Origin of the sequence: Schaalia vaccimaxillae DSM 15804, from assembly GCF_000420425.1 — a bacterium.
In the GTDB taxonomy this organism is placed as follows: domain Bacteria; phylum Actinomycetota; class Actinomycetes; order Actinomycetales; family Actinomycetaceae; genus Pauljensenia; species Pauljensenia vaccimaxillae.
The window spans coordinates 51104-72805 of sequence record NZ_ATUX01000009.1 but is presented as its reverse complement, the minus strand read 5'-3'; the positions used below and the strand labels follow the sequence as shown (position 1 = coordinate 72805).

General features: G+C 54.5%; 20 protein-coding genes and 1 tRNA gene. 2 read left to right on the top strand and 19 right to left on the bottom strand.

Features of this window, described 5'->3' with window-relative positions:
- Positions 1-4 precede the first annotated feature (4 nt).
- From G439_RS12240 to G439_RS0108210, 3 genes are all read right to left on the bottom strand, one after another.
- A complete protein-coding gene (locus tag G439_RS12240; RefSeq protein ID WP_165544533.1) occupies positions 5-1285 on the bottom strand; it encodes a BMP family lipoprotein in 1281 nt (426 codons plus the stop codon).
- 123 nt (positions 1286-1408) lie between these two features.
- Positions 1409-2491: a mannose-1-phosphate guanylyltransferase gene (locus G439_RS0108215; RefSeq protein ID WP_022868703.1), complete on the bottom strand. Its 1083-nt coding sequence runs from the start codon at positions 2489-2491 to the stop codon at positions 1409-1411.
- 86 nt (positions 2492-2577) lie between these two features.
- A complete protein-coding gene (locus G439_RS0108210) occupies positions 2578-3183 on the bottom strand; it encodes a 50S ribosomal protein L25/general stress protein Ctc (RefSeq protein WP_022868702.1) in 606 nt (201 codons plus the stop codon).
- Between G439_RS0108210 and G439_RS12530 the strand changes: the two genes are divergently transcribed.
- On the top strand, positions 3182-3361 hold the full coding sequence (locus G439_RS12530) for a hypothetical protein (protein ID WP_131333598.1): 180 nt from the start codon (positions 3182-3184) through the stop codon (positions 3359-3361). The genes G439_RS0108210 and G439_RS12530 overlap by 2 nt on opposite strands.
- On the opposite strand, the gene G439_RS0108205 is transcribed toward G439_RS12530, so the two are convergent.
- The 3 genes from G439_RS0108205 to G439_RS0108195 all read right to left on the bottom strand — a co-directional run bounded on the left by G439_RS0108205 (position 3342) and on the right by G439_RS0108195 (position 5502).
- Positions 3342-4313, bottom strand: a complete 972-nt coding sequence (locus G439_RS0108205) for a ribose-phosphate diphosphokinase (protein ID WP_022868701.1) — start codon at positions 4311-4313, stop codon at positions 3342-3344. The two genes, G439_RS12530 and G439_RS0108205, sit on opposite strands and share 20 nt — an antisense overlap.
- A 46-nt stretch (positions 4314-4359) precedes the next feature.
- Positions 4360-5391: a bifunctional UDP-N-acetylglucosamine diphosphorylase/glucosamine-1-phosphate N-acetyltransferase GlmU gene (locus G439_RS0108200; protein WP_022868700.1), complete on the bottom strand. Its 1032-nt coding sequence runs from the start codon at positions 5389-5391 to the stop codon at positions 4360-4362.
- A 40-nt stretch (positions 5392-5431) separates the two neighbouring features.
- Positions 5432-5502, bottom strand: a tRNA-Gln gene (locus G439_RS0108195).
- A gap of 125 nt (positions 5503-5627) precedes the next feature.
- On the opposite strand from G439_RS0108195, the gene G439_RS0108190 reads away from it, so the two are divergent.
- Positions 5628-6254: a TetR/AcrR family transcriptional regulator gene (locus tag G439_RS0108190; protein WP_022868699.1), complete on the top strand. Its 627-nt coding sequence runs from the start codon at positions 5628-5630 to the stop codon at positions 6252-6254.
- A gap of 139 nt (positions 6255-6393) precedes the next feature.
- Here G439_RS0108190 and G439_RS0108185 read toward each other — a convergent pair whose 3' ends face one another.
- The 13 genes from G439_RS0108185 to G439_RS0108125 all read right to left on the bottom strand — a co-directional run bounded on the left by G439_RS0108185 (position 6394) and on the right by G439_RS0108125 (position 21684).
- Positions 6394-6681, bottom strand: a complete 288-nt coding sequence (locus tag G439_RS0108185; protein WP_022868698.1) for a DUF1540 domain-containing protein — start codon at positions 6679-6681, stop codon at positions 6394-6396.
- A gap of 278 nt (positions 6682-6959) precedes the next feature.
- Entirely contained in the window at positions 6960-8852 is a 1893-nt protein-coding gene (locus G439_RS0108180) for an ABC-F family ATP-binding cassette domain-containing protein (protein ID WP_022868697.1), read from the bottom strand.
- Entirely contained in the window at positions 8852-9283 is a 432-nt protein-coding gene (locus tag G439_RS0108175) for a hypothetical protein (protein ID WP_022868696.1), read from the bottom strand. Before G439_RS0108175 ends, G439_RS0108180 begins: the two co-directional genes overlap by 1 nt.
- Complete coding sequence (gene rsmA, locus G439_RS11655) at positions 9276-10313, bottom strand: 16S rRNA (adenine(1518)-N(6)/adenine(1519)-N(6))-dimethyltransferase RsmA (RefSeq protein ID WP_022868695.1); 1038 nt, start codon at positions 10311-10313, stop codon at positions 9276-9278. The genes G439_RS0108175 and rsmA overlap by 8 nt, the downstream gene beginning before the upstream one ends.
- 104 nt (positions 10314-10417) lie before the next feature.
- Complete coding sequence (locus G439_RS0108165; protein WP_022868694.1) at positions 10418-11011, bottom strand: glycerol-3-phosphate responsive antiterminator; 594 nt, start codon at positions 11009-11011, stop codon at positions 10418-10420.
- A gap of 68 nt (positions 11012-11079) precedes the next feature.
- A complete protein-coding gene (locus G439_RS11650; protein WP_022868693.1) occupies positions 11080-12675 on the bottom strand; it encodes a BCCT family transporter in 1596 nt (531 codons plus the stop codon).
- A gap of 151 nt (positions 12676-12826) precedes the next feature.
- A complete protein-coding gene (locus tag G439_RS0108155; protein WP_022868692.1) occupies positions 12827-14266 on the bottom strand; it encodes an FAD-binding oxidoreductase in 1440 nt (479 codons plus the stop codon).
- A gap of 8 nt (positions 14267-14274) precedes the next feature.
- Positions 14275-15720 (bottom strand): FGGY-family carbohydrate kinase, encoded by a 1446-nt coding sequence (locus G439_RS0108150; RefSeq protein ID WP_207382275.1) that lies wholly within the window; start codon positions 15718-15720, stop codon positions 14275-14277.
- The gene (locus tag G439_RS0108145; protein WP_022868690.1) at positions 15710-16486 is read right to left on the bottom strand and encodes an SDR family oxidoreductase; all 777 of its coding nucleotides are present in this window, start codon (positions 16484-16486) and stop codon (positions 15710-15712) included. Before G439_RS0108145 ends, G439_RS0108150 begins: the two co-directional genes overlap by 11 nt.
- Positions 16483-17751, bottom strand: coding sequence for an MFS transporter (locus tag G439_RS11645; protein ID WP_022868689.1), 1269 nt, complete (start codon positions 17749-17751; stop codon positions 16483-16485). Before G439_RS11645 ends, G439_RS0108145 begins: the two co-directional genes overlap by 4 nt.
- Before the next feature lie 191 nt (positions 17752-17942).
- Positions 17943-19355: an aggregation-promoting factor C-terminal-like domain-containing protein gene (locus G439_RS0108135; protein ID WP_022868688.1), complete on the bottom strand. Its 1413-nt coding sequence runs from the start codon at positions 19353-19355 to the stop codon at positions 17943-17945.
- A gap of 55 nt (positions 19356-19410) precedes the next feature.
- A complete protein-coding gene (locus G439_RS0108130) occupies positions 19411-20559 on the bottom strand; it encodes a resuscitation-promoting factor (protein WP_022868687.1) in 1149 nt (382 codons plus the stop codon).
- Between the two features lie 213 nt (positions 20560-20772).
- Positions 20773-21684 (bottom strand): TatD family hydrolase, encoded by a 912-nt coding sequence (locus tag G439_RS0108125; protein WP_022868686.1) that lies wholly within the window; start codon positions 21682-21684, stop codon positions 20773-20775.
- Positions 21685-21702 lie beyond the last annotated feature (18 nt).

Sequence of the window (21702 nt, the reverse complement as noted above, 5' to 3'; positions counted from 1 at the left end):
CCGCTTAGTCCTCGTCCCTGTCCGTCACGTCGAAGGCCGTGGTGACGGTGACTTGCCCGCCGACGATCTGCGTATACTGTTGCGCGAGCGCATTACGCAGGTCGTCAGAAATAAGCGGGTCATAGGCCCCAAAGCCTGCGAGGGCGACCGTGCCGGATGCTAGGTCGTAAGGCTGCGTGGTCTGGCCGGTCTTGCCGTCAACTGCGGCGGCCAGCACGTCAGCGATCACCGTTTCGAAATCCGTGACGACGCCGGTTAAGACATTGGCACCGACCGACTTGAGGTACTCGTCGGAGAACTCATACGGGTGGGCCAGCATCGTCTTTGCCTGCGACGAGGACAACGACTGAGTCGTATTCCCTGATTGTAATGCGGACTGAGCTGACTCGGTTTTGTCTCCTGTCGAAGCCCTACCGGATTGTGGCTCTTGGCCGGACTGGGCTTCCTGGCCAGATTGCGTTGAGTCTGCTGATTGGCCAGAATCAGCCGGTGCCGACGTGGTGTCTCCAATGCTGGCCTGTGTCGTAATAACACGCATCATGGGTTGGTCAGATTCGGCTGCAGCTTCGGAAACACCCGTGTTGGCATCACCAGCTGCTGCCAAAATAATGTCCACGCCGTCAGCGATCATGACTTGGGCTTGCTCTTTGGCCGCCTCGGGAGTTGATGAAATTGAGCCCTTCTGAGACACGCTGTCCCATCCAGACACGATGATCGACGTACCGTTAGCCAGGTTATAGGCGTCAACCCCCTGGGTGAACGCATCCATGGTCGCCCACGTCAACGGAGTATTTTCTCCTCCAACGACGCCGATCTTGCCGGTGGTTGTCATCCCTGCGGCCGCATAGCCAGCCAGATATGAGGCCTCATCCATCCGAAAATCGACGGCTAAACCATTGTCGAGCTCTGTCTTGGCACCCTCTTCATCGAGGAAAGATGATCCCACCAAGACAAAGGAAATATTTTCATTGGCTCGTGCAGCTTGGGAGAGCTGTGAAGGATCCGTACCGACAATGACAGTGCAGCCGCTACTGATCAGAGTCTGCGCATCGTTATCGACCGTAACGTCGGTGGCGCGCCCACCAAGTTCTTCGACGCCGCTCTCGATTGCTTGCACGAAGCGAGCGCCGCCCAGAAGTTCGGTTTCCGAGTTTGACGCGGCCACGCATACTTTCGCCTCGGCAGTCCCATATTCAGCTGAGCTGAGCTGTGGCTCGCCGGAGCAGCCAGAAACTGCTGCAGATGCTGCGAAAGCGCAGACTGCTGCCATGTACGACTTCTTCACGAAATCCCCTCCAAGGGTTGCTTGTTCAAGCTTCCACGCTACCAGTGGTCGCACTTGTGTGGGTTGTGCGCTTGGCCCCACGAAAGTTTCAAACCGAACACACGAGCTAGACATAGATTCGGGTCAGAGAAGGAGCTGTTGCCCCGAATCATTGAGGTCGTCAACAACCTTCTTGACGTCTTGAGCGCGGTCAAGACGAGTAACGAGGACAGCGTCTTGAGTCAGCGCTATTGCAACGTCAGACACTCCCACCACCGCAACGCTTTGGCTCGTTCGATTGAAGACATATGCACGATGTGCATCAATGCGCGTGGCATCACCCATCTGTGAGGACAATGAAGCAAGAGCCGCAAAGTCCCCCAAATCAGTCCATCCCAGGTCTGGGTGAGCTCGCACAACTGCCACTCGACCATCAGCCGCCACCGGCTCCGCTATCGCATGATCGATCGCGATCTTGGTCAAATGTGGCCAGTTCTCAGCTAATACGTCCTCATAGTCATCGCTACCCCACGCATGAGCGATATCGCTCAGACGCTTGTGCATGTCAGGCATGAGGCGCGCCAGATGCGAAACCAACGTCCCGGCTTTCATAATGAAAATTCCGGCATTCCAGACAAAACCTTCATCAACATACCGCGCGGCTGTTTGCGCATCAGGTTTTTCAACGAAAGTTAAGACCCTTTCAGCACCGGGCGACGCCGTCAAAGGAAGGGAGGGCTGAATATACCCATAGGCCATCGAAGGGCCGGTGGGAGTAATGCCTATTGTTGTCACAAAGCCTTCAGCTGCAGCAGAGGCCGCAGCATCAACCGCCTGAAGAAGAAGCTCTGGTCGAGCAATCAAATGATCTGCAGCGAAAGAACCAATGATTGCGTCGTCCCCAAAGCGCCCACGGATCACATAAGCGGCCAAACCGATGGCAGCCATAGAGTCACGGCCAGACGGTTCGATCACCACGGTCCTCTCCCCCTGGGCATGCGTCGAAAAGTCAGGAAGCTGTTCGAGCACGCCATCTCGGTGAGTACCACCGGTGACGATGGAGATTGAAGCGGCGACAGGTTCGAGGCGTTCAACGGTTGCCTGCAACAAGGATCGTCCAGATCCATCTAGGTCCAGCAGAAACTTTGGCCGACTGCGACGCGAAAGAGGCCAAAGCCGAGTTCCAGCTCCCCCAGCCGGAATAATGACGTGTAATTGTTCAAACATGCTCGAAATTATCCAATAGGAAGAGGGGCCACGTCCTGCGCGGCCCCTCTTTCACAGCTGGTTAACAGTTCAGCTCAATGTTTCGCTCACTCAGCGGCAGGAGCTTCGGCATCGTCGCCAGCTTCAGCTTCGCCCTCATCCTCGGTCTGGTCGACGATCTCAGAAACGGTGACAATGTCGGCCTCGGGATCAAGCTCGCACTCAACGCCCTTGGGCAGATCGAGGTCACCGGCGCGCACAACGGAGCCAGCTTCAAGACCCTCGACAGACACTTCGATGGTCTCCGGGATCGAGGTGGCGGGAGCCTTCACTGCGATCGCGAAAACTTCGGTGTTGTAGGCGGTACCGGGGGCGGGCTCGCCCACGACGACCAGCTGAACCTCAACGTCGACCTTTTCGCCAGCCTTGACGGCCAGGAAGTCAGCGTGCAGGAGGTTGCGCTTGACGGGGTGACGCTGAACGTCCTTGACGATGGCGAGCTGGGTGTCACCGTCGATCTTGAGCTCAACGAGGGCGTTCTTGGTACCACGAACGATGAGGAACAGGTCGTGTTCGGGAACGTCAACGTGGACGGACTCTGCGCCGTGGCCGTAGAGAACGGCGGGGACCAGCTTGGCGCGGCGAGCACGACGGGCAGCACCCTTACCGAATTCGGTGCGGGTCGTGGCGACGAGTACAGGGTTATCGCTCATGAGTTTCCTCCAGGTTCTTCTTGGTTTTCAACGCACCGACGCGTCGAAGAAGATCCGTGAGCCGCAAGGCCCGGAAAACTCTGTCGATAACGGCGGATCGGATCCGCCCTCGCCGGAGCAACGCGTTCAGGCTACCCGATGGTGGCCTCAGGTTGAAATCAGTCGAAGAGGGATGTGACCGATCCGTCTTCGAAGACCTCTTTAATGGCACGGGCCAGCAGAGGCGCAACCGACAGGATCGTCAGCTTGTCGAAACGCTTTTCTGCAGCGATCGGCAAAGAGTCTGTGACCACGACTTCGTCTGCTCCGCATTCGGAGAGTCGGCGAGCAGCCGGATCAGACAAGATGCCATGGGTTGCAGCAATGATGACTTTCTTGGCACCTGCATCAGTGAGGACCTTGACGGCCTCGGTGATTGTGCCAGCGGTGTCAATCATGTCATCGACGAGGATGCATTCTTTGCCATCAACATCGCCAACGACTCGGTTAGCGACCGCCACGTTGGGTCTAGTGGTATCACGGGTCTTGTGGACAAAGGCAAGGGGGCAACCACCCAGTTTGCGCGACCACTTCTCGGCAACGCGAATGCGGCCAGCATCAGGGGACACCATCACCGTGTTGTTCAGGTCGAGGCGTCCTCGCACGTAGTCGACCAGCACGTCCATCGCGAAGAGGTGATCCACCGGGCCATCGAAGAAGCCCTGCTCCTGGGAGGCGTGCAGGTCGATGCTCATAATGCGGTCCGCACCTGCGGTTTTATACAAGTCCGCGATGAGCCTGGCCGAGATAGGTTCGCGGCCCTGGTGTTTCTTATCCTGACGCGAGTACGGATAGAAGGGCGAAACAACAGTGATGCGCTTAGCTGATGCACGCTTGGCGGCATCGATCATCAGTAGTTGCTCCATGAGCCACTTGTTAATGTCACCTGCGTGAGACTGGAGGACAAAGACATCGGCTCCACGCATTGACTCATTGAAGCGCACGTAGATCTCACCGGAAGCAAAGTCGTAGGCCGTCAACGGCGAAACACCGCAGCCGATTTCTTCACCCACTCGGTTCGCTAGATCCATGTGAGCGCGTCCTGACACGAGGACAAGGCTCTTCTCGCCAGTTGCAACCAATCCGCTCATGCGACGTTCCTCCCCTAAGGCGCAGTTCCAGTGGTCGGTAGAGCCCTCAGGCCCGTCCGATGACGCTGAATGGTTCGACCATCGTATCGGCTGGGATGCTGGCGTTTTCCACCCATGAGGATGGAAGAACTGTCCGATCGCCCACTTCTGCGGCTTTCAGGATCGCAGCGGGACCGATCTCACATTCAGATCCGATCGTGGTATGCCCCGTGAGATAGCTTCCCGGAAGGATCGTCGTGTCCGAACCAATACGAACATCGACGTCGATCCGCGTGGATACGGGGTCAATGATGGAAACACCCTGGCGCATGTGGGCTTCGCAGATGCGACGGTTGAATTCTGCGCCAAGTTCAGCCAGTTGTACGCGGTCATTGCAGCCCTGAGCTTGCCAGAAATCGGCAAGTTCGAGGGCGCCCGCGGTGCGTCCGGCGGGTGCCGCCGCGGCGAGCACATCGGTCAGATAGACCTCGCCTTGGGCGTTAGCTGTCCCAACGTTGGCTAAGGATTCACGTAGGAAGTCTGCATCAAAGGCATAGATACCAGCGTTGATTTCATTAACGGCTGCTTGCTCTTCGGTCGCGTCTTTCTGCTCGACGATGGCGGTGACGATTCCGGCCTCGTCCCTAATGATTCGCCCGTATCCGGTGGGGTCGTCTATGCGGCTCGTTAGGACTGTCACCGCATGATTGGAGCCTTCATGGACGGCCACAAGTTCAGCCAAGGTGGTAGTCGACAGCATGGGGACGTCGCCATATGTCACGACGAGGGTGCCGTGGACCTGTCCGACTTGTTCTTCAAGGGTCTCTAGGCCGCACTGGACAGCTCGGCCTGTACCGGGGATTTCGTCCTGGTCGGCAATAACAGTGTGTGGCATGACCTTGGTGATTTCTGCGGCAACCACATCGCGTTGATGACGTACGACCGCAACGAGATGCTTGGGACTCAGCCCATCTGCAGCCCGAAGCGCGTGGCCGATCATAGATAGGCCTGCAACGGGGTGAACAACTTTGGGGAGAGAGGACTTCATGCGGGTTCCCTGGCCGGCAGCCAGGACGATGACAGCAGCAGGAAGAGTCACGGGTTCCTCCCGATAGTTGCCGGGCCGCTCCCGGCGTCAGCTCCGCCCCCAGGACTCGAACCCGGACCAAAGGCACCAAAAACCCATGTGCTGCCGTTACACCAGGGCGGAACGCTGAGACGATTGTGCCACATGAGTGGCCCAAATCCCGATTCGAGGAATGTGACCATGCGCTCTCTGCTGTATTTTTCTTCCTGAATCACGGGTCACCAAACGTGTAATGGAATACTTACGCCATGGCTGAGAAGCGAACGAGGATGAGCGGTGTTGCCCGCCGCGAACAATTAGTGGCAGTGGGGCGTTCCCTTTTCGCGTCAAAGGGTTTTGATGCGACAAGCGTGGAAGAGATCGCATCGAAAGCCAAGGTTTCGAAGCCCGTTGTCTACGAGCATTTCGGCGGCAAAGAGGGGCTGTATGCGGTGGTTGTTGATCGCGAAGTGCAGTCTCTGGTTAATTCTTTGCATCGTTCTTTGGAGTCTTCTGATCGCCCCCGTATGGTGCTTGAGAATGCCACGTTGGCGCTATTGGATTACATCGAGTCAAACACTGATGGGTTCCGCGTTTTGGTCCGCGATGCACCTACTGATCGAACTCAGGGGTCTTTCTCTTCGGTGCTGGGCGATGTGGCAACGAAAGTTGAGCACCTACTTGCCGAGCAATTCGACCGTTCCAAAATGGATGCCGGATGGGCACCCTTGTACGCCCAGATGCTCGTCGGTCTAATCGCTCAGGTGGGTCAGTGGTGGCTTGATGACCGGCGCATGAAGAAGGACGAGGTCGCCGCCCACGTGGTCAACCTGGTGTGGAATGGCGTTCGGAATTTGCGCCAGGAGCCCACTCTTCGGGTACGCCAACAGTTCTGACATGCGCCCGCTCTCATCCAGCGATTTATTCACTCTCGCGTCTTCTCCTGGCGTAGAAAACGGCGCCCAGATGGTTCTGGGCGCCGTTATTGTGGCTGAAATCCTGGCAGACGAATTCTGCTTGGCAGAAGTCAGTGGATCAGACGTCAGCCGTCTGGAAGGACAGGCAGTCGGCGGTGGTTGCACCTACGCGGATGTGGTCAGCCGTGCATTCCAGGGCAGAGTTGTGCAGGCAGTCTGCCTTCTGACATGCGCCAACCACTGAGGTGACTGTGTCCAGTCCACCCTTGATGGATAGCGGGATGAAAGTGGTGCAGGTCTGAGCGTAGCCAACGGTGATGGCTGCTGCGCCGCAGCTCTTGGTCTTGTTGTAGGAGCAGCTCTCGACGGAGCAGTCGAGAACTCGAGGCATCTGCGTGGTATCCATGTCGGTCTCTCCTTGAAATTGGTGTTCGTGATCAACGGAGCACTGGCGGTAGGCCTGTGCGTTAAATCCATTGGAACGCCGATTTTTGCAAGAGTCCAGAACATCAATGTTTTCGCAGGTCAGAGCGGATTAGCAAATAGGGCGATTAGGAATTAATAAACACGACTCACATCACTAATTACACAACATTTTAAGGCGCTTTAGTTGCGTAAATCGAGTAGGTTTGCCTGATCTTGCCCACTAAGCCCACGCAATGCATGTCGATCGAGGCCGACAGGTCAGTCCAATAGCTCCGCCGCTTCCAACCACGCCTCTTCCAGCTCATCGATCTGGCCCGCAACCGCCGAATGCTCGGTTGAAACAGCAGTGAGCTCATTAACCTTCGAAGGATCAGTTGCAATCTGCTCAGACAAAAGCGCCAGTTGCTTTTCTAACTTCTCTGCCTGGCCACGCAGCTTGCCCAGTTGCCGCTCGATACGATCAGCTTCCTTCTTGGCTGCCCGGCGGGTAGCAGAGTCGGTCTGAGAGGACTGAGGCGCAGCTGCCCCCTGTGTTCTGGAGGAGACTTCAGACGCTGAAACAGTGGGGGTGCGCGCCTCGGCCTCGTTGGCACCTTTACGCAACTGAAGGTATTGCTCCACGCCACCTGGCAACGCCCGCACCTGACCGTCGCCGAGCAATGCCATCTGGTGGTCAGTCACACGCTCAAGCAAATACCGATCATGGGACACAACCACCAGAGTCCCCGGGAAGGAATCGAGAAGATCCTCCATTGCTGCCAACGTATCCGTGTCAAGGTCGTTGGTTGGTTCATCCAATAGCAACACATTCGGTTCAGCCATAAGCAAGCGCATGAGTTGGAGCCGGCGACGTTCCCCACCAGAAATCTCTGAGATACGGGTGTATGCCCGCTGCCTGGTGAATCCCATACGTTCAGTCATCTGCGTTGCCGTGATCTCACGCCCGCCGGCAACGACAACCTGGGCAACGTCTGCCACCGCGTCAACGACCCGCATATCTGCCAGGTCATCGAGCTCACGGGTGTCTTGGGACAAGGTGGCAACTTCAACCGTTTTACCGCGCTTGACTCGGCCAGTTGTTGGTTCGAGATTGCCGCGCAAAAGGTTGAGCAGTGTCGTCTTGCCAGCGCCGTTGACGCCGACAATGCCAACGCGTTCAGCGGGGGCTAAGCGCCAGGTGATGTCGTCAAAAATCCGGTTTGTTGTGCCGTCAGGGCGTGTGAACTCTACGGTGACGTTTTCAATGTCGAGGACGTCTTTGCCGAGGCGCGCCGTCGCCATCTTCACCAATTCGACCTGGTCACGAGGCGGTGGTACGTCCGCGATTAAGGCTTCTGCGGTCGCGATATGGAATTTTGGTTTTGATGTGCGCGCAGGGGCACCTCGGCGCAGCCACGCCAATTCTTTGGTTAAGAGGTTGGCTCGCTTTTGCGCGGCAACATCGGCTTGGCGCATGCGTTCTGCTCGAGCCAGCGTATAGGCGGCATACGACCCGTCATAGATTTCAACATGTCCGGCTGTTTGGGGGCGGTCTCCACCGGGATCAACGCCAGGGACAACCTCCCAGATGTGTTCGCACACAGCATCAAGGAACCAACGGTCGTGGGTGACAGCTAGAAGGGAGCCCGTAGCTCCGGGTTTAGCGAAGCGAGCATTGAGGTGTTCGGCCAGCCATGCGACGCCCTCAACGTCCAGATGGTTCGTCGGCTCGTCCAGACAGACAATTTCCGATTCGGCGGCCAGCACGCGAGCCAGGGCCACGCGTCGACGCTGCCCACCCGACAGTGTTCCCACCTGAGCTCGCAGATCAATGTCAGCCAGCAGACCCGCATGAATATCACGAATGCGCGCATCCGAAGCCCATTCGTATTCTGCAAGCCCCGGGTGAACGACGTCGAGCACGCCTGCGTGTGGGTCAAGGGAATCCGCCTGGTCTAGGACGACGACCCGCACGCCCTCGCGCCGAGTGATGCCTCCCCCGTCGGGGCTCTGGATGCCAGCAACGAGGCGCAGCAAAGTGGACTTGCCCGCGCCGTTTGGCCCAAGGATGCCCACACGGGAGCCGTCTTCGAGGCCAACAGTGACGTCTTCAAGGAGCTTGCGTGAGCCTGCCATTGCCGCCACGTATTGGGTTCCGAGCAGGTGTGCCATTAAAGAGCCTCGTTCGATTCGATTTGGACGGTGGAAAGAACTGACGCAACTCGGTCGTTAAGCGTTTGAGCCAACGCCAAAAGCTGGGCTTCACGCAATGCGAGGTTCCACAGTGCATTGCATGCTACGAGGGCGGCCGCTGCGTCCGCAGCCTCAACGGTCTGAATCAGGTCTGCAGCAAGGCCAGTCCCTTCGTAGGCTTGCTCGACCTCGACGTGCACTCCGGCAGCTGTTTGCGCCCACGGTCCTGCCATTGCCAGGCGCTGCATTATTTTGACGGCCTGTGTGACGAGGGCGAGCGGCTCGCCCTCGTTCATCGACGAAAGAAAAACCCGAACGCCAGGGGTTCGCGAGGTGCGTACCCTGACGACCTCTTTCTTGGTCGACCCGTCCACACCAAGGATGGGTGCGGAGGCGACGACATCACGCATCTCGAGCTCCAGGGAGTGTGCCAGCCGCAGCGCTGGACTGGCCGGTTCGCGGATCAACCCGTGGCGCGAGTATCCCCGAGGCACGCAGCTCATTGACCCCGCGTCCCAGGCGCACAAAGTCGTCAATACTCAAGGTTTCTCCCCTGGCGGTGTGATCGACGCCAGCATGGTCTAAAAGGGCCTCAGCGGCTTCAGCAGTGCCAGCCCACGTTTTCAAGGCTGCGCGCAACGTTTTGCGACGCTGACCAAAAGCCACATCGCAGACTTCGAAGGTGGCCCTGCGCAGCGCACCATCGCCGCGCGAGCTACCCGAACGGCGTAAACGCACGAGGGCAGAATCGACGTTGGGAACAGGCCAAAACACCGTCCGGCCAATTGTGCCAGCACGTTCGACCTCGCCATACCAGGCAGCCTTGACGGACGGAACCCCGTAGGTGCGCGAACCGGGACCTGCGGCAAGCCGATCAGCAACCTCGGACTGGACCATCACCAGGACATCAGTCAGCGAAGGCAAAGACTCAAGCATGGCGAGAAGAACGGGAACTGCGACGTTGTACGGCAAGTTGGCGACGAGCTTGGTGGGGGCAGGCCAGTCAACACCGAAGTCCTCAACACCTGAAATCTTGGTGGCGTCCAGATTGACCACGTGGAAGCGGTCAGATGCCTCGGGCATGCGGGCACGGATCGTTTCCGGCAGAGCTGAAGCCAAAGGCGGGTCAATCTCGACAGCTCGCACCCGAGCTCCAGTCTCAAGGAGGGCCAGGGTCAACGAGCCAAGGCCCGGACCCACCTCAATAACCTCGTCGCCGGCTTCGACTCCACCGGCGCGCACAATGCGGCGCACTGTACCCGCGTCATGGACAAAGTTTTGGCCCAGCACCTTCGTCGGTCGGATCCCCAGAGCTTCGGCGATTGCCCGAACCTCCAGGGGGCCAAGCAGACCCGAATCCGATGGTTGTACTCCTGAAGGCAATGTCGGATCGGTACGGCGCTGAGGCGCGGAAGAACGGCGATTTCGGCGTTGGGTCACGGGGAGAGTCTAGTCGATAGAAAGTGTTCTTAATTTTCGGATGATCTAACTAATACGAACATTCCACCCATCACGCCAAGCGATGTGTTCTAAGGGGTCAGGAATTACCTTTTCCAGAAAGCAGAAGCTCCTGCCCAGATTTCCTTGTCTGTGGTGCAAAATCCTACTGCCCCCGCGTCCAAGCATCCCGTAACTGACTTCCAGTCACACACGAGCCCGGAGGCGATAATCGGACCGATATTTCGTCCACGAATCCAATCAATCACTTTAGGCCAACCTGGCTGGATATTTATAAGATCTGCACCACTATTTTGCCACTGCCCTTCGGTGGAACGAAAAGCAGCAGAGTCCACTACAAACATGCGATGTATTGTCGTGACATTAAAATTTGACGCATATTTTAGGAGTGTTGATTTAGTGCTCAGCACAGAATCAAAGCCATTTTGCCGCATGAGAAAATCCACAGCGGATGGCCTCGAGGCTAACCCATCAATTAAATCAATATCCACAATGACATATTTCCCAGCCAACTTGAGGCGCGCGACATCTTCAGCGATCCCGCCAACAGTTCCACCCAAAGTAAGCACGACAGGTGCCTCGTGAAGCAAAGCAGCTTCCAAACTGTCCTCTGAGTCAATTCCCAGAATGAGAGGGTACGACTTGAGTAGACTTAATAGTTGTTCAGTGCTCTTTTCCACGCTCCCCCTTTAGATTTAATTTTGCGGTCGACACTTCTGCATGCACCAAGGCTCCTGCGCCACTACTATCACCAAAATCCAGCAGGATCAACAGTCTCCAGATTCTTGGAAGATCTACCGCCGATGCGCGACATTACGACAACGAGGGAGATGAGCCCCAAAATCACTAGGAACATACTTGGGAACCCGCCAAGGTTTGAAGCGGCTTTAATCCCTTCAACCCCTCCGTAGGATATCACCAACCATGCAACTAGGCCTATCGTTACACCCCAGATGATCTTGACGAACAAAGCGGGCATGTTCTTCTTGTCTTCCATCAACGATGTCCCTCGCGTAGATATCTCGGCGACGGCTGTGGTGTTTGAATCCGACGCCGTAACGAGCGAAATAAAAACGATGAACAGATAAATCGGAATCACGACTCTAGAAAAGGGAAGCTGTTGAAAGATGATGTAAATCGCGGACTCAGGTCCGTTGGCTGCCATATATCCGGATATATCAACACCTTGTGTCTCGTAGTATATTGAGGCTCCGGAAACCAGGGTAATCCAAAGCATAGAGAACACGGACGGAACAATTAAGCCTGCGGAAATAAGTTGCCTCATGGTAAAGCCGCGAGAAATCGAGGCAATAAAAGTTGCGGTAACAGGAGTCCATGCCAGCCAATTACACCAGTAGAAAACCGGCCACGATTGATTCCACCCGTCTTCAAATGCAGTCCCCGTATTTAGAATATCGAAGAAAAAGTTTGACAAGTAAGAACCAAAGCGTTCAGTGCCAATCGATAACGAGTAGACAGTTGGGCCAAAAAGAGCAAAAAATACTAAAATACCAAAAAATATCTTCGAGTTAAAGGAAGAGAGTAGGCGAATGCCTTTCATAACACCAGTAATTGAAGAGAAAACAAATATTAAAACGATTAGAAAAATAATGATGCCCCAGAGCAACGGACTCGACGGGATATCAAATTGACTGGATATGCCACCAGCAATAGTAATGGTACCAGTCCCTAGACTTGCAGCCATTCCAGCGCCGAGGGAAAATAAACAAACGATATCCACAATTCTACTGACGCGTTGAACATTTGGCCCAAATAGGGGAACAAGTATCGACCCTACCGATATTCTCTCACCAAGATTGAAAAACACGTACGCACAAATCAGCGAAAATGCAGTGTATATCGCAAAAGGCGCCCATGTCCATTCGAGGAACATCGTCCTCATTGCAAATAATATCGCCTCTGGACTCCCCGGAACTGCCCTACTTGACAATGCCGGAGTCGACAAATGATATATCGGTTCTGCTGCCGCCCAAAATAGCAGGCCTGCTGCGATCATCGTACAGAGAACGATCCAAATTAATGAGCGGAAAGAAATTTTTGCTCGGGCACGAGAACCACCTATTCGCAGGCGGCCAAACGGAGAGAAATAGGCAAAGATTACTACAATCAGACAGGCCAATGCGGTCCAGTTAAAGAGCCACGCAAAATTACCAAGTATGAAGCTGGTAGATAGATTGAGGCCTCGCAGAAACACCTCTCCACTCACGAGGGCAACTACAGCGATGGTGGCAAGCAACAGCCACGGAATCCCAAAAACTGCCGGACTGATGCCCATCTTGGTCTGCGAACCACGCGTTGAGTCCGATCCAGCTTCGACGCTCATTAATCCTCCTCATATGACCCCTGACTGCCGAACCAAAAGGTTGTGCTCAGTAAACCATGCAGCCCGCAGCGCTGTGACACACCACAGATGGCACAGCGCTGCGGAGCCATGGATATCCCAAAACAGGGAATCCCAAGAGCCAGCTATTCGACTATTTTTCGAGCGGGTAGACCGTCCCAGCATTCATGATGCCGTTCGGATCGAAAGCCTCCTTCAGTTTCGTCAGATACACGTAGGCAGACCCATGCTCCTGCTCAACCCACGCGGTTCGATGCTTACCAATTCCATGATGGTGAACCATGGAACCACCAAGCTTCAAAGTTTCTTCCACGATAATCTTATTGATCGGGTCGTGATACTTCTCAATCTCTTCTTCCGGCTCGATATCCACCAAGTCGTAGTAATACATGAAGTAGATATTTGTGCCATTGATGTAGCTATGAGATGAATGCCCACCCAGCATCGTGATGTCAGGAATCTCCTTGCGCACTCTTTCCATGCAGGCGACGTAAATATCATGGATAACGCTCCATGAGCCGGACACCTCAGTCGTAAAACCGATATTGTCAGTCTCAAGAATTTGCTGGCGCTCATCTTCAACTTTACTGACGTCCCAATTCAAATTATTGAACCAGTCCTCGATAAGCTTTGACTCCACTTGAGCAGCGCCACTGTTCGCGCGGACGATCGTATCGATCGCTTCTGCTGTGTACTTTGAGATCTGTTTTTCACCCTCTGTCATAAAGACTAAAACACACCTATTATTCGCGAAATGCGAGAAGTAGTAATGCCCATCCTCTGGATCATAAAGACGTGCAACAGAAGGCCTCAGACCCTCTACCATGACTTCTCTCAAGATTTCTAATCCAGTCTTCATATCGTCGATCACATACCCAAGGAATATGTTATTTTCGGGACGATACTTGAAGATTTTGACTGTAACTTCTGTAATGAAAGCTAAAGACCCTTCATTACCAATTAGAATATGCCTAATATCGGGACCTGCAGCACGTCTAGGAACATTCTTAATCCTTGTGACGGTCCCATCCGGTAGTACAGCCTCAAGGCCAACGACCATATCTTCGATGCCACCATATAAAGTTGAGAATTGGCCAATGCTTCGAGTAGCGACAAGTCCTCCCATCATAGCTAAGGGCTTAGATTGAGGAGAATGTCCAGTTGTGAATCCCTGCTCCCGCAAAATATTTTCTAAAGTTTCGAGCACAACTCCACACTGTGCAGTTACCTGCATATCGGTGGGATCAATTGACAGAATCTTCGACATTAACGATCCATCGACTACGATGGAATCTTTTACCGCAGTCTCTAGTCCGCCTTCAGTGGCTGATCCACCTGTCCGAGGAACAACGTTAATTCCGTGCTGGTTCGCAAATGACAAGACCTTAGAGACTTCGTCCGCATCAGCTACTTTAACCACAGCTGCCGGCAGCGGCTGCGTATAAACCCCTTTAATGTCTTCATATTTTCGGAATCTGTCAATCGAATTTTTCTCAAGCGTCTTTTTGTCAGTAATGACGCGATTCTCAGGCAGCATTTGCCTTAACATGTCAACAATCATTTGGCGTTCCATAATATCTCCTATCCAAAGATCTTGTATGTATTTTTATAAATAGGGTCGAGTGTGGCTGAAATTTGTGGTTGAATGGAACTTATAACTTTCTGATAGGTTTTGTGAGCCTCTGCATTTGGATAAAACTCATCCCCACGACGGGCGAATGCCGTAGCAGCGGAAGCAGCATCTGCGAAGTAGCCCAGTGCTATCCCTACGAGCATGGCGCTTCCTAGCCCCACCCCTCCACTGTTCACATTTCGCACCACCGGAAGACCAGAACAGTCAGCAAATATCTGGCACATCAATTCGCTGTTCGCGCCTCCACCACTGAGAATTAGCCGTTCAAGTGAAATCCCTCTTTCTGCAGCCATCTTGCTCACATTTCTCGACATGGTCATCGCAATGCCTTCAATAATTGAGCGATGCATGTGCGCGCGCGTATGACGTGCATCTAGCCCGATGAAGGTCCCCTTGAGATGCGGCCGATCCGCAGGTGCAAGGAAATCTAATCCAACTATTAAGCCATCACTACCCACGCTGACTAGGCTCGCCTCTTTATCCAGCTTTGCCTCAGGTAAGATTCCTTGTGCTCCGCACGAATCAGCAAACTCCGGGCCTAGAAGACTGACCAACCAGCTTACGGTCCACATTCCTCTACGAATACCGTCGCTCTCATAGAGGTATTTACCTGCTAACGCTGAGTAGTTCGACCAGTACGTTTTTGAGTCATCAACGTAGTCACGGCCCAGCATCATTCCTGTGATGTAGGTCCCCAGAGATACCAATGCTTCATTGTCTTCGAGGAGGCCTCCTCCCAGTCCTTCGACGGCCTTGTCATTTGCGGTTACGACCACAGGAAGACCCGCGGGGATACCTGTATCTTGCGATGCTCGCTCGGTGATTTGACCGGCGACCGCACCGGGCTGAACTAGTTCAAATAGCATCGATCGGTTCAACCCAGCATGAGTCTTCCAGACCTTCGAATCTTCTGACCACTTCCAAGAGTGGGGATCCAGAGGCCACTGCCCTGCGTAGTTGGCTGCAGTGTCTTTAAACTCCCCAGTCAACCGGTGGGTGATATAACCACTACTTGTTGTCACCCAGGCTACTTTTGGATTCACATGCTCATAAGGACGTGACACTCGCTGATCCATCCAGCTAAGAACAGGCTGTGCAAGCGTTCCATCTGACTTCAATAAGGCTCTACAGAACCGAATGGTGCAGAGGCCTACACCGATAATGTCATTTCGGTCGCCATCAAAAATCTCCCAAAGCCCACGACATGCAGCTATAAGTGAAGTCCACAAGTCATCGTCGGGATGTTCGACAACTCCATCTGGTGCTAGCCTCATTGGCTGCAATTTCTCCGAATACTGACATATGAGTTCACCTTGAAGACTGAACAGTGAGACTTTAGTGCTCTGCGAACCTCCGTCAATCGCAAGGATCAATGGCTCTTTCTTAGCGGACAAGATAACCACCATCTACGACAAGAAGTTGCCCATTAACGTAGTTCGATGCCTGCGATGCCAGAAATACCGTCGCTCCCATGAGATCCTGTGGCTCCCCCCAACGCCCTGCGGGAATATGATCGAGCACCCTCTGATTTGTTTCTGGATTAGAGCGAGTAGTCTCCGTGATCGCGGTAGCGTAATAACCTGGAGCGATACCGTTAACCTGGATATTGTATTGACCCAGTTCATCACAGTATGCCTTGGTAAAGCCCGCCAGGGCATGCTTAGTTGCAGCATAGGCTGGCGACCACTGCCCACCTAAGAATGAGAACAGAGAGCAGATATTGATAATCTTCCCGGATCTTTGCGGGATCATGAACCGTATAGCTTCGTGACTGAGATCGAAAGCAGCCGTCAAGTTAAGCTGAATCATCGGATCCCATTGAGCACGATCAAATTCCTCAACAGTTGCAAGATTGCACATTCCTGCACTGTTGACCAGAATATCTATTCCCCCTAACTGCTGCACACAATCATCAACGATGGTCTTTGCTGCTCCCTCAGCAGTAATATCTATTTCCCGGTAGACCATAGTTCGGCCTTCATCTTCGACTAGTTGCCGAATGACACCGTCATCAGGTGCAATGGATGGGATGTAGACGTCAGCCCCAGCCTTCGCTAATGCGAGGGTAAAAGCACTGCCTAGACCCGTGTTTCCGCCAGTGACAATTGCTTTCTTACCTGCGAGCTTGAAGAAATCAAGGGAAAAATCTTTGATGTTCATTTGACGACCTCCATTGTCTCATTGGGATCTGGCGCTCCTTGTGCGCCTCGTTGAATAGAGCGGAAAAGAATAATGGCCAGCACCATGCCTACTGCTGCCATCGCCATCGCGTAACCGAAAGTCATTTGGAAGCCCATTCGACCGAACGAGTCCATCCATGAACCGACCATGATAAAAGTGAAGAGATCGGGCGTATAGCCAAGCGCAGTAATAACACCCGACGCTCGTCCGGTAATGCGGACAGGCACTCGAGATTCGTCGATAATCGCAAAATATAGAGATCTCATGACATAGATGACGAACATACCCAACATGAAGTTAGCAATCAGGAATGGAATAGCCGCCTGAGTTGCAGGAATAACAAAGTAGAGACCGTAAGTTAAAATGATTCCTACATATCCAGCAATAATGACCTTCAGCCTGGAACCAATCCTATCGGCCAGTATTCCACCGAGAACTCCGCCGAAGAATTGAATAATATACCGGGTTCCACCAATCGTCACCGACAGTTCTTCGGAAGCACCAGCGAATCGAACTATGTAAGGACTGGCGTAGGCAATCAGACCGTAGGCCGTGTAGGTAGTGAAGACGACCGCGGTAATTAGCCATATTCGCGGATTCTTCAATACCTCAACGATTCCAGAGGCCAGCTCTTTTACGGTTTCTCTATTTTCAGCCGGCAGGTCATCCGCAAGGAAAATATAGGACAGTACTCCGATAACGATATTCGAGATGGCACACACAGAAATGGCCCATGAGACTCCAGTAACACCTCCCCCGAATGCATTGAATACCGCGAGCATTCCGAACACAAGAAGAGTGTTTGCCAGACCTCGGAGTCCTTCCTGGAAGCCGAACATTCGACCTTGCTCGTCACTACCACCTAAATTGCGGGTTGCTTTAATGAGCGCTGGGAAGTACGTAACGATTGTTGTCACGCCCCAGAGGACATAAATAAGTCGGCTGATGTCATAGCCTGGGAAAGAAGCGAACCATAGCCCGAGTAGGCCCGTGCTAATAAGTGAAAATGCGATGAGTTTTCTTGAGGAGAAGCGGTCTGCAACAAATCCACCCAAAAAGTAGGAGACTGTCGCGGTCATAGCAAATCCTGCATTAAGAGCGCCCATCTGCGCATCGTTAACTTGCAGGGCATTCTGCAGCGGGACATAAAAAGTTTCACGGATGTATGGGAGTTGGAAAATTACTCCAACTCCTAGGGCCAAGACAACCAGTCGGACCCATTTCGCTGTACGAAACGTGGACACAATTGATCACTCCTTCGGGATCAGGGCACGAAAAAGGGCACGGTCAGCTTGACCGTGCCCTTCTCTAAGCTCTAGCACTTGATGTGTGGATCACACCTTAACAGGTTGTGACCAAGAATGCACCTATTTGGGAAACACCCGCCGCGTTTCTAGGATGCGGGGCTATCCCTCGCAAACACAACCTGCTGAACTCAGTACCAACCCACCGAGTTCGAGTGTCCCAGGGCGCTGCACGGAGTTCCGTAGCGGCCGGCGATGTAGCCCAAGCCCCAGGTGATTTGGGTGGCGGGGTTAGTCTTCCAATCGGCTCCAGCTGAAGCCATCTTCGATCCGGGCAAAGACTGAGGAATACCGTAGGCGCCGGAGGACGCATTTTCAGCATACGGGTTCCAATGGGACTCGCGGTTCCACAGTGTGACTAAGCATTGGAACTCAGAATCAGACCAGCCACGGGCAGCCACCATTGTTCGGGCGATGGCCTTGGGGTCCTCTCCCGAGTACACGAGTGGAACCCCCGCCGACTGTGCCGCCGCCGCGGCTGCAGCTGCCTGTGTAGAATCCAGTCCGCCGACGATTGCATTGATCTCCGCATCGCTGGAAAGGGTGCCCAGTTTTGCGCGATAGCGAACCGAGGTTGTTCCGTCGGCCTCGGTCCCCTCTTCCAAAGTTGCCTTGGGATCTAGGCCAGCAGTGATCAGCGCTTCAGGCGTTACTTCTTTGGTGCCTTGCGCACGAATCTGAGCTTGCGGTTCCTTGGTGACGTGCTCAGAAACGATCACAGAGTGTGTGGCCTCGCCTCCGAGAGTTTCACTCCACACAACCTGTTCGGCTGAGCCTTTTTCGCCCTTGGATGTCACAACGGATTCGCCCTTGAAGTAGGCTCCATCTTCTTTCGTTGTTTCGTCGAAAGGAATCTCAATCGTTTGGGTTGCTTGTCCTCGATCAACGCGGGTCACGTCGATCTTGAGGGAGCCTTCTTCAGAATGTGAGATCTTCACGCGATCCAAAGGTCGCACGTCGATCCCCGAAGATGCCAGCACTGCATGCGCATCGGCGCCGGGCTGCGCCAGGACTTCCTGGATGATCCCATCTGCCGCGATTTGGATTGTTCGAGGACGTGACACGAGAGAAGTCAGAGCAGCGCGACTATTTGATCGATCTGCTGCAAGAGTTACGTCGCCACCGAGACCAACGGAGTCCGCGAGGATTGCGTCAGCAGATTTTGAAGTGGACCAGACTGTCCGTGCACGCCCATCAACTGTGATGGTGTATTCGTTGGCGGTGCGCACAATCACCGTGTCATTTTTGGCTAAGGGTGTTCCCAAGGATGGTTGAACCAGGTCATGGTCGCCCAGTTCAACGCCACTGACTCGTAGGACTTCGTCGACCCCGCCACCCCAAATAACGATGGGTTGGCTAACGCCATTGACTTCCAGGGTCACTTCAGTGCGAGAAACACCTGTACTCACACCCGCGGTCAAGATCACTGCCGTTGCGGCGCTCAGTGCCGCTGAAGAAACCCAACGTCGAGAAGGGTTGAAAGCGATGATGCGTCTGCCGGCCGAGGCGACGCGAGCTAACAGCTGGGATAAGAAGCCACTCAAAGTTGCGCGCCTCCCCTTCTCATTTCAGCCACGTCAAGCCCCAAGCACCTCGAAGTCACAGCAGTCCCAGTCGTGAGGCACAGCCAGGCCACTGGCCCCACCCAGCCCGGGCTTGAAGCGCCTGAGCTCGTGCGGTCTGTTCAGCGGCAGAAGCATTGGAAGGTAGACCCGAACCGCCCATTGCCTGCCAGGTGCTCAGAGAGAACTGATACATACCGTAGTAGCCGTTACCGGTGTTCGTGGCCGGATTACCACCGGATTCACATTGAGCAAGCGCTGCCCACACGTCACCGGACACCGCTGAGGAGCCTGACGCGGCGCTGGAGGACGAACTCGCTGACGAACTGGTTGAAGAAGACGTCGATGCGGCAGCAACAGGACGTTTCTTGGTGCCCACGGCAACAACTTTGTTCGTTGGTTCTTTCTTATCCTGGGACACCACCACATCAACGAGAACCGTTGAGCCCACCGTCTCGCGATAACGGGTTGTTGTCACCGAGCCATCGGCTCCTTCTTGCAGAACCTGGGTTTCGCCCTCGTAGATCGTATCGTCGGAGCGTTCCTCAGTTGTAAACGCCACTGCTTCAGTTTCTGTGACGTGACCTCGCGTCACTCGCTGGACGCGCAAAAGCATCGCGCCATTTTCTGACACGAATTCGACGCGATCCAAAGGTGAGGTGGCGATCTGGGCCTTGGCAAGCAACGAGTCAGCCGTGTCCGACGGTGTCATTTCGACCTCGATGGATTTGCCGTCCGCTTCGACGGCAAGGGTAGATGCCTGACTTGAAGCAGGCAAGGTGTCGCGTGTCACCGAACGATCCGCCGCCATAACAATCGATCCGTCAGCTTCGACAGAGTCGAGGACTCCATCGATACTTTGCGCGGTGGACCAGGCTGTGATGGGTTCACCGTCGACTTTGAGCATGTATTGATTGGCTGTGCGCACCACAACGGTTTCACCGTCACTCAGAGCAGCAGTGGCTTGGGGAGCTACCAAGTCGTGCTCACTAACCTGGACACCACCAGCTCGCAGAGCACCTTCAACGTCCGCAAAGAACCCTGAGACAGGAGCCGCCACTCCATCGACCTCAATCGTGACATCGCGATGTGATGCTGCCATAGAGGCTCCGGCCGTACCCGTCACTAGCAGAGCGAGGACAGATGCGGTCGCGATGACAGTGCGGCGGGAAGGATGCGAAATCACGTGGCTCCAGAGTTCGTACTTTCCGGAATCAAACGACGAGGCGGTTCGCGCCTCGGTCGTCCGGGACCGGACTTAACTGAACTACCGTAACCAATCCGTGACCACAATGGCGAACCTTCGTGTGCGGTCTCACCACTTCACAGGTTGTCCACAGATAGGGAGTTCGCCAATACCTCACCAAGGCATAGGTGTAGCTCCAGCCCCTGCCTGTGCTCACCAAATGCCGTAAACGCGTTGCGAATTAGCCATGAGTTGATCGCAAGCCTGGTCTTCTGACACACCCCACAGGTCAGCAATGAAACGAACAGTGTGAACCATGACGTAGGACGAATTTGGGTTACCTCGATGAGGTGCCGGAGTCAGGTAAGGCGCATCGGTTTCAACCAGGACCAATTCACGAGGAAGGACCGCGAGCGCCTGGCGTAGGTGTTCGTTGGCCGGGTAGGTAATGGTTCCCGAGAATGAGGCGTACCAGCCGTTGTCTTTGAGGCTTTGGGCCATCTCGGCGTCGCCGGAGTAACAGTGGAATACGATCTGCTGATCCGGACCTGCTGACTCGGCGAGGATCTGAAGGGTTTCCTCGTGGGCATCACGGTCGTGGATCTGCAGTGGGAGTCCTGCGTTTCTCGCCATCTCTAGGTGGGCTCTGAAAGAGTCAGCCTGTGCTTGACGTCCTTGGGGGCCTGTTCGGAAAAAGTCGAGGCCGGTTTCTCCGACTGCTACGACCATTGGGTCGGCGAGGCGTCGCTCGACCTCGACGAGTGCTTCCACGAGGGGGATGTGGTAGTCCTTTTGTTCCGGAGTCAGTCCATCGGGAGACGGTTCTGCGTGTCCGGCGTGCAGTGCCGATTCGTTGGGATGGATAGCGAGGGCGACGCGAATGCCCTCGTGTTGGCGGGCAATGTCGAGCATCGGATCAAAGTCAGGTAGCTCACAAGCTGAAGAAATCTGGTGAGTGACGCCGGCCGCTCGGGCCCGTTGAATCTGATCGGGCAAGCTCAATCGGATGCCGTCCGCTTTGGGGATCTCTAATTCATGGACGGGTAGATGAGTGTGATTGTCCATGACTGCCCGTGTCAGCGGTTCAGGTTCTTGCGGCCAGGTACGCGTTTTCTTCTTGCTCATATTCCTTGAGTTTCAGCT

Excerpts from the sequence above, each read along its gene's own strand:
- G439_RS11650 (WP_022868693.1), bottom strand. The coding sequence starts at position 12,675 with ATGAGCGTCGAAGCTGGATCGGACTCAACGCGTGGTTCGCAGACCAAG.
- G439_RS0108180 (WP_022868697.1), bottom strand. The coding sequence starts at position 8,852 with ATGGCACACCTGCTCGGAACCCAATACGTGGCGGCAATGGCAGGCTCA.
- G439_RS0108215 (WP_022868703.1), bottom strand. The coding sequence starts at position 2,491 with ATGTTTGAACAATTACACGTCATTATTCCGGCTGGGGGAGCTGGAACT.
- G439_RS0108190 (WP_022868699.1), top strand. The coding sequence starts at position 5,628 with ATGGCTGAGAAGCGAACGAGGATGAGCGGTGTTGCCCGCCGCGAACAA.
- G439_RS0108145 (WP_022868690.1), bottom strand. The coding sequence starts at position 16,486 with ATGAACATCAAAGATTTTTCCCTTGATTTCTTCAAGCTCGCAGGTAAG.
- G439_RS0108175 (WP_022868696.1), bottom strand. The coding sequence starts at position 9,283 with ATGCGTGATGTCGTCGCCTCCGCACCCATCCTTGGTGTGGACGGGTCG.
- G439_RS12530 (WP_131333598.1), top strand. The coding sequence starts at position 3,182 with ATGAGTTTCCTCCAGGTTCTTCTTGGTTTTCAACGCACCGACGCGTCG.
- G439_RS0108205 (WP_022868701.1), bottom strand. The coding sequence starts at position 4,313 with ATGAGCGGATTGGTTGCAACTGGCGAGAAGAGCCTTGTCCTCGTGTCA.
- G439_RS0108155 (WP_022868692.1), bottom strand. The coding sequence starts at position 14,266 with ATGGAACGCCAAATGATTGTTGACATGTTAAGGCAAATGCTGCCTGAG.
- G439_RS0108210 (WP_022868702.1), bottom strand. The coding sequence starts at position 3,183 with ATGAGCGATAACCCTGTACTCGTCGCCACGACCCGCACCGAATTCGGT.
- G439_RS0108185 (WP_022868698.1), bottom strand. The coding sequence starts at position 6,681 with ATGGATACCACGCAGATGCCTCGAGTTCTCGACTGCTCCGTCGAGAGC.
- G439_RS0108125 (WP_022868686.1), bottom strand. The coding sequence starts at position 21,684 with ATGAGCAAGAAGAAAACGCGTACCTGGCCGCAAGAACCTGAACCGCTG.